At 55.1% G+C, this 13,672-nt stretch carries 10 protein-coding genes; 9 read left to right on the top strand and 1 reads right to left on the bottom strand.

Features of this window, described 5'->3' with window-relative positions:
- Positions 1-3: 3 nt before the first annotated feature.
- The 9 genes from AB9F26_RS06115 (at position 4) to AB9F26_RS06075 (ending at position 12,257) form a co-directional block, all read left to right on the top strand.
- A complete protein-coding gene (locus tag AB9F26_RS06115) occupies positions 4-894 on the top strand; it encodes a DUF4438 domain-containing protein (protein ID WP_369767589.1) in 891 nt (296 codons plus the stop codon).
- Positions 891-1,979, top strand: a complete 1,089-nt coding sequence (locus tag AB9F26_RS06110; RefSeq protein ID WP_369767588.1) for an Ldh family oxidoreductase — start codon at positions 891-893, stop codon at positions 1,977-1,979. The genes AB9F26_RS06115 and AB9F26_RS06110 overlap by 4 nt, the downstream gene beginning before the upstream one ends.
- Complete coding sequence (locus AB9F26_RS06105) at positions 1,976-3,142, top strand: M24 family metallopeptidase (protein WP_369767587.1); 1,167 nt, start codon at positions 1,976-1,978, stop codon at positions 3,140-3,142. Before AB9F26_RS06110 ends, AB9F26_RS06105 begins: the two co-directional genes overlap by 4 nt.
- A 24-nt stretch (positions 3,143-3,166) precedes the next feature.
- Positions 3,167-4,399, top strand: a complete 1,233-nt coding sequence (locus AB9F26_RS06100; RefSeq protein ID WP_369767585.1) for an amidohydrolase family protein — start codon at positions 3,167-3,169, stop codon at positions 4,397-4,399.
- Between the two features lie 3 nt (positions 4,400-4,402).
- Positions 4,403-5,590 (top strand): pyridoxal phosphate-dependent aminotransferase, encoded by a 1,188-nt coding sequence (locus AB9F26_RS06095; protein WP_369767584.1) that lies wholly within the window; start codon positions 4,403-4,405, stop codon positions 5,588-5,590.
- Positions 5,587-7,023: a hypothetical protein gene (locus tag AB9F26_RS06090; RefSeq protein ID WP_369767583.1), complete on the top strand. Its 1,437-nt coding sequence runs from the start codon at positions 5,587-5,589 to the stop codon at positions 7,021-7,023. Before AB9F26_RS06095 ends, AB9F26_RS06090 begins: the two co-directional genes overlap by 4 nt.
- Entirely contained in the window at positions 7,020-8,408 is a 1,389-nt protein-coding gene (locus AB9F26_RS06085; protein WP_369767581.1) for a dihydroorotase family protein, read from the top strand. Before AB9F26_RS06090 ends, AB9F26_RS06085 begins: the two co-directional genes overlap by 4 nt.
- A 91-nt stretch (positions 8,409-8,499) precedes the next feature.
- Positions 8,500-10,359 (top strand): ABC transporter ATP-binding protein, encoded by a 1,860-nt coding sequence (locus AB9F26_RS06080; protein ID WP_369767579.1) that lies wholly within the window; start codon positions 8,500-8,502, stop codon positions 10,357-10,359.
- A complete protein-coding gene (locus AB9F26_RS06075) occupies positions 10,356-12,257 on the top strand; it encodes an ABC transporter ATP-binding protein (RefSeq protein ID WP_369767578.1) in 1,902 nt (633 codons plus the stop codon). The genes AB9F26_RS06080 and AB9F26_RS06075 overlap by 4 nt, the downstream gene beginning before the upstream one ends.
- Before the next feature lie 482 nt (positions 12,258-12,739).
- On the opposite strand, the gene AB9F26_RS06070 is transcribed toward AB9F26_RS06075, so the two are convergent.
- Positions 12,740-13,669 carry an ABC transporter permease gene (locus tag AB9F26_RS06070; protein WP_369767577.1) on the bottom strand — a complete coding sequence of 310 codons (930 nt, stop codon included), beginning with the start codon at positions 13,667-13,669 and terminating at the stop codon, positions 12,740-12,742.
- Positions 13,670-13,672: the final 3 nt, after the last annotated feature.

Genomic DNA, 13,672 nt, shown 5'->3' with positions numbered 1-13,672 from the left:
CACATGACCAATACCACAAACGTCGCAACCAATTCCGCTGATATCGTTGCCGTTTCGGCTATGGGCGCTATCGTCAACCCTGCGTTCTCGGCCCTACCTGCTGAACCTTATCGCCTCAAATCCGACGGCACCGCATTTCTTTGGCCGACTTTCGGCGGCATTGTTTACAATGTTTCGACGGGGGATAGCGCTTTTGGCTGGTCTGGTGATTGCATCCATCCGTCGGTAAGCATCGCGCATGCCGACGCCAATAAAAATCGCGGCCTTAATGTCTTTGCCTGCGTTGGTAATATCGCGACGATTGTTAGCGGCGCGGCCAAAGGTGCCAAGGGTATTGTTACTGGTAAGTCAGGGCGATTTTCCGATCAGGTTATCGTGCATTTCGATATGGAAACCCGCCGAAAACTTGCCGTAGATGACAAAATCATGGTCCGCGCCGAGGGGGTAGGTATGAGTTTGCCAGAGCATCCAGACGTCTCGATGAAATCGCTCTCCCCTGCGTTGTTTGATCTGTTACCGAAAAAAGCCGAGGACGGCGTTTTGAAAATCGGGGTTACGGGCATCGTACCACCGCATTTTGTTGGAGCAGGCGCTGGCCTTACGTCGGAGGGTGGCTCGCTTCACATTCAGTCGACCGACCGCGCAACGCTAAAGGATCTGGGCCTAGACGCCCTGCGTCTGGGGGATGTCGTGGCGTTTCAGGACACCGACAGTCGCTACAACCACGGTTATCTACGTGGCGCAATGAGCATCGGAATTGTCGGCCAAACCGACGGGCCACGCGCTGGATACGGCCCAGGCTGCACAATCGTCATGACCGCACCATCTGGTCAGCTAGGTTGCTATGACGCGCCCAACACAAACATCGCCCCCCTTCTGGAGATCGTGCAATGAGCACCCCCGTACCAATGACCAATGTCGACCGCGACAGCCTGCATAACTTTGTCACCGCAGGATTTGTCGCCCTCGGCCTAACGCAAGAAGACGCTGGAATATTTGCCGGAGCCCTGATCTTTTCCGAGCTACGTTTCCATCCCGGACAGGGCCAAGGCGTCGCCCGCCTACGTCGCTATCATGAACGTATCGGCAATGGCGAAGTCGACCCGCGCGCGGAGTGGTCCATCGTCAAGGAAGGCCCCGCATTGGCGTTGGTTGATGCGCATAACGGCATCGGCACCGTAGCAGCATCCAAGGCCATGCGGCTGGCCATCAAAAAGGCCAAAGAGGGCGGCATCGGTACAGTAATTGTGCGCAATTCAACCCATTATGGATCAAGCGCCGTGCATGCCTGTCAGGCTCTTGAACACGGCTGTATTGGCATCGCCTATACGAATGCAGGTCCAGAAATGGCCCCTTGGGGCGGGCGTGAAGGCGTCACAGGCACTAACCCGTGGAGCATCGCGGCACCGTCGGATCAAGGATTCCCAACCGTTTTGGACATTGCGATCACAACGGCCGGTAAAGGCATGATGAATTGGCTGATCCGTGAGGGCAAAAAGATGCCGCTCGACTGGGCAATCACTCCTGAAGGCCTTGAGACCGATGATCCAGCGGCAGCGCTCAAGGGTCCGCTTCTGGGGATTGGCGGACATAAGGGCTATGGTCTGGCATTCATGACCGAGGCAATGACAGGCATCTTGTCGGGCGGCGGCTTCGGGCTGACCCCATACTCTGACCCCAAGAAGATGGATGTATCGCACTACTTTCAGGCTATCGACATCTCATGGTTTATGGATCCTAAGGAATACGAGGCGCGGATGGGACAATTCATGCAAATGGCCAAGACCCGTGCCTTGCGTCCCGGTTTCGACGAAATCCTTGTACCGGGAGAACAGGAAGCGCGGCGTACAGCAGCGAAATCAGCGGGCGGTGTACCCATTGATGATGTTGTGCTCGCCGACCTGGTCGCCTTTGGCAAAGAGCTAAAACTCGGTTGTCAGATCAAAGTTCTAGACCGTTATGACGGTGCTGAACTGTGAGTTCTTCCGTCCTAAAACCACTGGGCGCGGCGCATATCGCCGCTGCCCGCGACCGATTGCGCCACCGTGCGGCAAAGGCCGGACTTGACGGACTTTTGCTACTGCGCGCTCCTAATATCGCCTATACATCGGGCTTGTTTTTGTCTGCGAATGAACGGCCCATGGGCCTCTGGCTACCGGTCGCTGGCGAACCTGTTTTGTTCATGCCGGAACTGGAGCGTGAAAACGCTGGTGACACTGGCATCGCCGATCTGCGCTGCTATGAAGAATTCCCCGGAACTCACCATCCCGTCCTTTGGATGCTTGACGAGATCGGCCAGTGCACAATTGGAATTGATGCGCTGAGCGCTGAGCTTTTGGATGTGGCACGCGACCGAATGGTCCGCATTGACCTAACTGACCACGCCATGCATGAGCGCACGATCAAGACACCAGAAGAACTGGTTCTGATCCGCGAAGCCGCCCGTTTTGCAGATAGTTTCCTTGTGCGCCTGCACGCAGAAGGTGGAAACATCATCGGTCAGGGCGGAACCGAACAGGATTTGATGGCGGATGCAATGGCCCACGCGCGTGGCGCACTGTTCGCCAAACACGGCGTCGCATTTGCAGGCACTCCAATGGGGATCACTGCCTCGGTGCATTCCGGCCCCCGCGCCGCCCTACCCCACGGAACGGTTCTTCCCCGTCAACCGCTGCACAGAGAAACGGTTATTGCAGGTATCGGCGCGAGTCTTGGCGGCTATCACGCCGAAAGCGGTGTAACGTTAATCGTAGGTGAAATTTCGCCCAAACAACGTCAGATCATGCAGGCGATGGAGCGTTGCAATGACGCTGCTGTTGCCGCATTGGCCGCTGGCGAAACCTGCGAAAAGGTCGATATGGCCGCCGCGGACGCTCTGCGTTCCGCAGGTTTGGGGGCTGCTATCCGTCACCGAATTGGCCACGGAATGGGCCTTGAGGGACACGAAGCCCCCTGGCTAGCGCCTGGTGACGCCACCCGCACTTTGCACAACATGGTCTTTTCCAACGAACCGGGAGTCTATCGCCCGGGTATCGACGGCTACCGCACCATCAACACGATGATCTTCACCAAGACTGGCGTCGATATTCCTTCGCGTTTTCAAACCAACACCCCGATTGACGCTCGCGTCATCGCCATCTGATCCAACCAATTTTAGGAGCCCACCATGCCAGAACCAGCTGCTTGGAAATACGAAAAAATCACAAAAAAAATGTTCGATGCTCCCGCGCCCGAACGGGTGTTTTATGGCCGTGTTATTACGGCTGTTGGCAATGAAGTCATCGAGGACGGATTCGTCCATATCAAAGATGGCAAAATCGCCGCAGTCGGTAAACGTGCTGATCTGATCGCCCCTGCCAGTGCAGAGATCATTGACACGCTTGGCAAGACAATCATGCCCGGAATGATGAACAGCCACGCCCACCTAAGTTGGGATGGAATCCATGAATTATCGTGGCAGTCAATGCACGATAAACCCGAAATGCGCGCCTACAAGGCCGCGGGCAATATGATTAAGTCGCTGCGTGCTGGCATCACGCTGGTGCGCGATTTGGGCGTGCATGATGCCAACCTCTTTACCAAACAGGCCGTGGCGCAAGGCATTTTCCCTGGCCCCCGTTTGCTCGTTTCTGGCGAGAGCATCATTCAGACAGGTGGCCATACCTATTGGGTTTGTCGCGAGGCTTCGGGCGCTGATGAGATGCGTCGTGCAGTTCGCGAGCAAGTGCGCGGCGGGGCCGATCTGATCAAGATTATGGCTTGCCACGATACACTGGAATTCACGGACGAGGAACTTCACGCCGTCATCGACGAGGCGCATCGCAACAAACTTCCCGTGACGGCCCACGCAACCTATGACGCCTGTATTCGCCGCGTCGCCGAGGCGGGTGTCGATTGCATCGAACATGGTGGATCGATGTCAGACGAAACAATTCAGATTTTGATTGACCGCAAACTTCCGATTGTCACCACGTTCTCGGCCTTGGTCATTCAGGCCAATGAAGACATCGCCCGCGCCTTTGGTATTCCCGAATGGAAGATCGAAGAACGCAAAAAAGCGGTTGCTGACAAAAGCCGGTTTGACGGACTCGTTCGAGCTTCAAAAGCCGGGGTTCCCATCGTCTTTGGTACCGATGCAGGCAGTCCTGCGGTTGAACATGACCGGATCGTACCGGAGCTTGGCTTTATGGTCGAAGTTGGCGTCTGTCGCGACAACCTCGACGCGCTGCGCTCTATTACGGCGCGCGCCGCTGTACTGAACGGCTTTGGCGATAGCCTTGGTACGCTAGAAGCAGGGAAACTCGCCGATTTAATCGTCGTCGACGGTAACCCAGACGAAGACCTCACCGCGCTCGAGCGCGTCGAGATGACATTTATTGACGGCAAAAGGATGCACTGAACCATGACAAACAAATCTCCCCTCGCCGCACGCACGGCCCCGCGCATCGTCATGGAAGACGAGGCTTTCCGCTCTAAAATGATGGGTGTTGCCGCAGGAATGACTGACGTTATCGCTATGGGACGCGGCGATCCCGACTTCCACACCCCAGGTCATATTGTTGAGGCGGCAAAGGTCGCTCTAGACGCCAACGAACACCATTACACTGGTCCCAATGGCTTGCCACAACTTCGAGAAGCCATCTGTGCCAACCTGAAAACCAGTTACGCGCTCGACTATACACCCGACGAAATCATCGTCACAGCGGGTGTGCAGGAAAGCATCATGCTCTGCATGTTGGGCCTTGTTACACCGGGCGATGAAGTGCTGATCACCTCCCCTCGTTTCACGACCTATGACACGGCCGTGAAACTTTGCGGCGGTATTCCAGTGCCTGTACCGACCTATCAAAAAGATGATTTTGCCCTCGACGTTAACGAGATCGAAAAGCGAATTACGGATAAGACACGGATGTTTGTTCTTGTTTCGCCCAACAATCCGACGGGCGCTGTGACACCCCCCGATGTGATCCGTAAAATCGCCGATTTGGCCATCAAGCATGACATTCTCATCATCGCCGATGATATCTATGCTGCGCTGATTTATCCGGGTCATGAGCACCTGTCGATGGCCACTTTGCCAGGGATGAAAGAGCGGACAATCACGTTGAACGGGTTCTCTAAAACCTACGCAATGACTGGCTGGCGAGTTGGCTATATGGCGGCCCCTGCGGATTTCGTGGCCAAACTGATCGAACCGCGTCACACACTTTCGATCAACACCTGTACTGTATCGCAATTCGCCGCTTTGGCCGCGTTGACGGGCCCGCAGGACGAGATGCACAAAACCTTCGCCGACTATGCCGAACGGCGCGCCTATTTGATGACGGCGCTCACCGATGCGGGCCTAACATACGGTGCGCCGGGTGGAGCATTCTACATCTACACCAACATCTCATCGACCGGTATGAAAGGCGCTGCCTTCTGCGAGGCACTTTTGAGTGAAACTGGCGTTATGCTATTCCCCGGCGATATGTTTGGCGAGCCCGAAAGCGATTTCATCCGCATTTCCTATCTGCAACCACTTGATCGGATCAAAGAGGCTATGAGCCGCATCCAGAGCTTTATCGCCAAACGGAGGGTCGCCGCATGAGCGCACAAACCAAACCCGACGCAGCCGAAAAGTTTGTCGGCATCCAAGTCAGCCCGATCAGCTTTATCGATGAGGGTGTAGATACCGTTCTGGATACCCTGCAAAATCGCGTGGGGGTCAACGTTCTTATGCTGGGCACCGTCTCATGGCTTGGCCTAAAAACCGGACGCAGCATCAGCCACAAACTGGACGGTTGGCCTGATCATGGCGTGCCAGAGCCGTTCACAATGAAGGGCGGCGCCTATTTCAACCCTGATCCGCGCTACTACAGCCAAACATTGATCAAGGATTTCCGCGCCACCGATAAGGAAATGGAAGGCATTGACATCCTCGACCTTGTGGTCCCCGCTGCACATGAGCGGGGCATGAAGGTCTATGTTGAGCTGATGGAACCGTTCTTCAAATATGCGGGTCACGGGTCGGTCAACAACATCGAAATCCCGAACCTTGCCAATTGCATGGAAGTCGACGTTTTTGGCCGCCGCAAAGACGAACCTTCAACTTCGAACCCTGATTATCGCAACTGGATGCACGCGATAATCGAGGATCAAGTGCGCAACTACGATATCGACGGCATAATGTGGTGCAATGAACGCAACTCACCACTGGATCAAATGATGCAGGGTGAGGCACCGGGTGATTTCTCGGAAGCGTCGCGTAATGAGGCAATCGCGCGTGGCATCGACGTGGAAGCCTGTCGTCGCGCCTGCATCGCAATGTATGAATATATGCAAGACGCCCTCGTAGGCAAAGAGTTCGACGATGGTGCTTTTGTGACCTTTTTGCGCGTTCTCATGCAAAACCCCGAAGTGTTGATCTGGGAGAAGTTCTGGCTGGAACGCAACAAAGACCTTGATCGCGAATTATATGGCCTTGTGAAGTGGTGCAAACCCAACATGCCGTTCGGCCTCAACGTCTGGAACCGCAATCATTTCAACATCTTTCGCCGCGCACAGTGGCCTTGGTACGAGCAAACGCTTTATGCTGATTGGGTCAAACCGATCACTTATCAGCACCAGTCAGGCGAGATTTGGGCTAAGGAATTCGGTTTCTTCCAGAAGACAATCATGCGCGACTTTGATCCGGAAACGGCGATGAAAGTGCTTGATGGAATTCTCAATGTTGAAGGTTCGGCGCTTGGGAGCGTTATTCAGGACGGGCTTGACCCCGACACTTATGTTTTCAACCAATGTGCCGACGCTGTGCGTGGTGTTCATGGCGAAGCGAAGGTGTTTATGGGCCTTGGCATTGATGCGCCACGGGTACGGGCCGACCAAGCAAAATGCACACCGGACATTGCCTATCGTTCGGTCATGGCGACCTATCGTGCTGGTGGTGACGGGGTTGTTTTGTCGCCAAACTATGCCTCAATGAAGCTTGAGAATCTTGACGGTGTAGCAAAGGCTCTAACCGAATTGGGTCTGAAATCATGAGTGCCAAACCAGTCGACACGCTGATCCGGGGCGGCACTGTGCTGTTGCCGGATGGGCCACATATGGTCGATCTAGGCCTTGCTGATGGTAAAGTGGCGGGGGTTTATACCCCCGGCACCGCGCCAGAGGCTATCGCAGAGATTGACGCCACGGGTCTCACCGTTTTGCCTGGAATTGTGGATATTCATTTCCACGTCCGCGCTCCCGCTTACCCTGAACGCGGCTCTGTGCAATCTGAAAGCCGCGCCTGTGCGGCAGGCGGCGTTACGACGTTTTTCGAGATGCCAATTTCCAAACCGTGTTGCTCGACGCCCGCCGAGTTGGCGCGCAGGCGCGATCATTTCGACGAGAATACATTCGTAGATTTCGCCCTTTACGCTGCCGCAGGCGACCTTACCGAAGCCTCGCGCGATGAAATGATGGCTCTTGGAGCGATTGCCTTTAAGATTTTCACCACCCCTGCCCCAGCTGGGCGCGAGGATGAATTTGAGGGTCTCGCCTTCCCCGATGAAGCTGACCAGCTTCGAGCGCTGACCCTCCTTGCCAAAACTGGTCGACCCTTGATCGTGCACGCCGAAAGCGCGTCATTGCTCGCGCATTTTGAAGCGATAGGCAAAGACCTCGATCCCGCCGATGGCTACACCCACGGAAAACTGCGTCCTGCGGTCTGTGAATCTGTGGCAGTCGCCAAACTCCTTGCGATGAACATCATGGCACAGGCCAAGCTGCACATTGCACATGTCACCAGTGCCGAAACCGTCGCCGTTTTGCGCGGCTTTGCCGGAACCTCGGATTTCACCGCAGAAACCTGTCCGCAGTATCTTTTTGCCACCGAAGAGGATGTGGTCCGAGTGGGCGTCTATGCCAAAGTCAATCCGCCTATCCGTACCGCCGCCGATAGGGATGCCCTTTGGCAGGCCATAGCGGACGGTGTGATCAACTACGTCACTACCGACCATGCACCCTTTGCCAAAGCGGAAAAACAGGCCGCCGAGGGTAAATTCCCCACAGCGCCACCCGGCGTACCCGGAATTGAATTTATTCTGCCCGCCATGCTTGATGCCGCTGCTAATGGGCGCTTTACGCTCAAGAAAGCGCATGATTTGATCTGTGCCAACGGAGCAAAGCGGTACGGCATTTATCCGATGAAGGGTGCCTTGCTCCCCGGAAGTGCTGCCGACATCGCCCTTGTTGATTTGAACGCGACCACAACAATTAGCGCTGATACGCTTCACACCCATGCCCGCGAGGTGGCGCATCTTTATGAAGGGCGCAAGTTGCGAGGCAAGGTTGTGCAGACCATTCTAGCTGGTAATACGGTATTTTTGAACGGCGAGATTTCAGGAAAAGCTGGACAGGGTTCCTTTGTGACACCCACCGAATGAAATAGATAATAAATCTTCACGCCGGATGGCCTCCAACCGGCGTGTCACGACCCTACCCTATTCTGCGGTATAACTCAGGTGACGATATCCCATGGTGACTACAGCAAAGACCCCCGACGAAATCATGCGCGAAACTGACACAGTCGGTTGGAAAAGCGGCATGCGCACCATCTGGCGCGTGACTGCACTTTCGCTGCGGTCGCCTTGGATGGTGGCAATCGCTCTTGTCTCGACCTTTATAGCAGCCATTTTGCAACTGCTGATTCCAGTCTTGCTGGGGCGTGCCGTTGACCAGACGCAGCAACTCATAGGCGATCCCGCCGAAATCGAGGCCGCAACGGCGGCGCTCTGGACAACCGCTCTCCTTGTGCTGGGGGTCTCCGTCGGGCGCGGGGTGTTTACCACATTCCAGAACTATTTCAGCGAGAGCGTCGGCCACAACGTCGGCTACACCCTGCGGCTTGAGTATTACGAGAAAATCCAACGCCTCAGTTTTGGCTTTCACGACCGCGTGCATTCGGGTGACCTTATTACGCTGGGGATGCTCGATCTCGAAGGGGTGAGGATGTTCTTTTCCACCGGCCTTGTGCGGATCGTCCTTCTCTCCATTCTGATCGGGTTCGGCGGCTATATGTTGCTCTCCACCGATCTTGTCTTGGGCCTTTTAGCCCTCAGTTTCGTGCCGTTTGTGGCATGGCGCTCGTCAGTTTCACAACTCGTGCTGCGTGGAACGTGGCTTGAGTTGCAAAATCGCCTGTCTAATCTCAGCCGTGTGATGGAGGAAAATCTCGCGGGGATCCGCGTTGTGCGCGCGTTCGGTGCCAAACAACACGAGATGGCAAAATACGGTACCGCCTCCGAAAGCGCCCTCGAGCTTTCTCACGAGCGCGTTGATATTCGGGTGCGCAACACCAGTGCCATGACCCTGTCGTTCTTGATTGCCATGGGCCTCGTACTATGGGTCGGCAGCGGCAAGGTTGGCACCGGAGAAATTACCGTCGGCACGCTCACCTCATTCCTGACCTTCATGACAATCCTGCAAATGCCCGTGCGCCAACTCGGGATGCTGGTGAATTCCTTCTCTCGGACCGCCACCTGCGGTGAACGCATCTTCGCGTTGCTCGATCTCGACCTAGCGATCAAGGATCGCCCGACCGCACATCCCTTAAAAATCAGCGAGGGTGTTTTACGATTAGAAAACGTGGATTTCACCTATCCGACCACAGAAAAATCGACACTCTGCAATCTCAGCTTTACCGCGAAGAAGGGCGAAACGATCGGCCTGATAGGGCCTCCAGGAAGTGGCAAATCGACGATCGCGCATCTGATACCACGGTTCTATGATGTGAAGGGTGGACGCATCACCATCGACCAACAGGATATCCGCGATGTGACACTCTCGTCGCTGCGAGAGGCGGTCGTTGTGGTGCAACAGGACGCGTTCCTCTTTACTACAAGCCTCGAAAACAACATTGCCTACGGCGATCCGTGGGCGGCGGCGCGGCGGATCGAGGACGCCAGTGCTTCCGCGCAATTGACACAATTCATTGCCACCCTGCCCGACGGATATGAAACAGTCGTGGGCGAACGCGGGTCGTCCCTTTCGGGAGGACAGCGACAGCGGATGACGATTGCACGTACCCTCATGTTGCGCCCTGCCGTCCTGATCTTTGACGACAGCACCGCCGCCGTCGACGCAGGTACCGAACAACGCATCCGCGCCACAATTCAGGAACAAGCGAGCGAGCGGGTGACAATCATCGTGGCGCATCGCCTCAATTCACTGATGCACGCAGACCGCATCTTGTTTCTTGAAGAGGGGCAAATCATCGAACAAGGCACCCATCGCGAACTATTGGCACTAGATGGTCGATACGCCGCGCTGCACCAACTGCAAATTCGCCCGGATGATGAGATATCGAATACATTTTCTGGGGAGGCCAGCTCGTGAGCGAAGAACTAGAAGTCGAACGCGGCGACATCAGAGACAATGGCCGCCGTCCGCCGCGCGCTGTCGTAGGCTCGCACCGCATCGAGGAGGAAATGTTTGGTCACGTCTTCGACGGAAAAATTGTGGGGCGCATCTGGGAATTCGTGCGTCCCTACCGTCGGCAATTGGTGATCTCCGTTGTCATGGTGCTTATATTCACCGGTACGCAGCTAGCTATCCCATTGATTATCCGCAATGCCATCGACAAAGGGATCGTTGCGGATGCCGCAGGTGTTAGCGCTCTTCGCTGGTCGATCATGCTCTTTTCGCTAACCATAGCCCTCAATTTCGGCGCCTCTTGGGTACAGGAAAGCGTTGTCGGCAAGGCCGCCGAGAACGTCCTCTTTGACATCCGCACCGCGATGTTCGGGCATCTACAGGATGTCTCGCTAGGATTCATGGACAAGACCGAGGTGGGCCGCCTGATGTCACGCCTTCAGGGTGACGTAAACTCAATGCAAGAGTTTCTGGAAACTTCTGTCTTGTCGGTTGGTGACGTCGTGTTGCTGTTCGGTATTATCGCATCGATGCTCTGGCTCGATTGGAAACTCGGCTTGCTAACACTTTGCGTGCTGCCGGTCCTGTTTCTCGTGCGAGTGATTTGGCTGCCACGCGCGCGTGAAGCGTTCATGGCCGCACATGTAGCCAATTCGGTGACAAACGGCGCCCTAGCGGAGGCAATTCATGGGGTTCGAACCGTGCAGGGCATGGATCGGCAACAGGTGAATTTCACCCTCTATGATGACAAGGCGACGGCGACATTGAACGCGCATCGAACCGCATCAAAATACGCACAGGTTATGGTTCCCATCGTTGACAGTCTGACGGGTATCGCAATGGCGGTGGTCGTGGTCATCGGTGGCTCAATGGTTGTGGGCGCGCGGGTCGACCTAGGAGTGATGGTGGCTTTCTTGTTCTACATTCAGCGCTTCTTCGATCCGATCCGCTCGCTAACTATGCAGTATTCAGTGATGCAACGAGCCATGGCCTCGGGCCAGCGCCTCATCGACGTGCTAGACGTGCCCGTCGATATCAAGGACGCTCCGGATGCTGTTGAGCTGGACCACAATATGGATGGAACAGTCGAATTTCGTGACGTGACCTTTGGATACACCCCAACTAGCCCCGTTCTGAAAGGTGTTAGCTTCAAGGCGAATCTAGGCGAGACCATCGCTCTCATCGGACCCACTGGTTCGGGAAAGTCGAGTGCAATGTCGCTGCTGAAACGCTTCTACGACGTGCAGGGTGGGCAGATTCTCGTTGGCGGACATGACGTGCGAAACGTGACACAGATGTCTCTTGGGCGCGAGATCGCGATGGTGCTACAGGAGCCATTCTTGTTCAGCGGCACTCTGATGGAGAACATTCGCTACAACAAGACGGATGCCACTGAGGACGAAGTTATCGATGCTGCCCGCGCGGTCGGCGCACATGATTTCATCATGGCACTTCCAGATGGCTATCAGACTATGATGGGAGAACGGGGCGGCACACTGTCACTAGGCCAGCGGCAGCTCGTGAGTTTTGCCCGTGCGCTGGTGGCCGATGCTCGGATCCTTGTGTTGGACGAAGCGACGGCCAGTATCGACAGTTATACCGAAATGTTGATCCAGAAGGCCCTGAAGACCCTTTTGACCGGACGCACAGGCATCGTAATTGCGCATCGACTGGCAACGATTCGTGATGCCGACTGCATCGTGGTTCTAAAAGAGGGCGAAGTGCTGGAACAAGGCAACCACGACCAACTGATGGCGCGGGGCGGTCTATATGCTCAGCTTTATAGTGTGAACTACGCCTCATTCGATGATTTGCCAGCAGGCTCGGTTGAAATGACCGTTTCACAAAGTTCTAAAACCTAATAACGACGATCGCTGCGGGGAGAGTTTCTGGCGCTCAGAGCTGGTCCCTGCTCGCGTTGGCTTTTTGCCCGTTTGCGCTTAGGTTGAGCGACTTATTGGCGCAACTTGTCGTTCGACAATCACGCTAGTATTGCCCTCCAAAAAAGGAATGCGGGATATCGAATCCAATGATGTAGGGAAAAACACCACCTACCTTGAAGGATTTGTCGCTCCTGTATGTGTCGAGTAATGATTTCGACGATGTTAGGAGCGGAAGAGTGCTTAAAAATTTCGCGGCCTTTGCCGATACCGTTGTAGATGTAATCTCTCTGGGCCGGTACGCTGAGAAGCGTAGGACCGCTCCGGAGAGACATCGCCTTTATCTGTGTATGTCGCGGCCATTCACGGCCTGCTATATTAGGTAACATTGATCTTAAGCTACCGAATTTAACCGCGACAATTCCAGAGCAGAGGGCAATATCGATTGCCTTATAATCGGCGCTTCAGGCCTTGTCTTTCATCCTTGGATCGAGGAAATCACGCAGCCAGTCACCGATCAGATTAAAGGCCAGAACTGTCAAAACGATTGCTAATCCCGGGAAGACCGCTAACCACCATTTGTTCGACAACAAGTGATCACGACTTTCGGACAGCATACTACCCCATGTCGGAACAGAGGGCGGTACGCCAAGACCGAGGAAAGAAAGCGCTGCCTCGGAGAGAATCACTCCGGCAACATTGAACGAGGCGATGACAGTCAGCGGCGCCATGATATTTGGCAAAATCGTGCGAAACAGGATCGAGAACACCCCATCCCCCATTGCGCGCGCTGCCTCGACATATTCCTTTTCTCGCAAGCTCATTGTCTGAGCACGCACAATTCGCGCATAGGTAATCCATTGCCCGATCCCCAGAACCAGAATGATATTGACTAGACCCGGCCCCATAACCACGAGAAACATGATTGCCAGCAGGATGAACGGAAAGGCTAATTGGATATCGCCAAGACGCATGATGACATCGTCAATCCAGCCGCCAAAGTAACCCGAGACCAAACCGGCGATCGTACCGATTGTACCCCCTACGGCAATTGCCGCGATTCCGACAAGCAGCGATACTCGTGCCCCGTACAGCAACCGCGACAGAACGTCCCTGCCCAATTGATCCGACCCAAGCCAGAAAACTGAATTGCGTGGTCCAGCGCCGCCCGGCTCTGCTAACCGTAACATAATATTCTGACGGTTAGGATCCATCGGTGCCAATTGCGGCCCGAATATTGCAATGAAGGTGACCACAAACAGAATGATCATTCCAATAAGGGCCCATCTACTTGTCAGAAGGCTCCTAACCGCACGGTTAAACTCCCGCCGCCGCAAGGACACTGGTTTGGACATCGGTACTGCCCGATCAATGGTGGTTTTAATATCAGACATGTA

The sequence above is a fragment of the Falsihalocynthiibacter sp. BN13B15 genome (assembly GCF_041205415.1).
GTDB lineage: Bacteria > Pseudomonadota > Alphaproteobacteria > Rhodobacterales > Rhodobacteraceae > Falsihalocynthiibacter > Falsihalocynthiibacter arcticus.
Note: the sequence above shows the minus strand (reverse complement) of the source record. Positions and strands in the feature narration are given on the sequence as shown.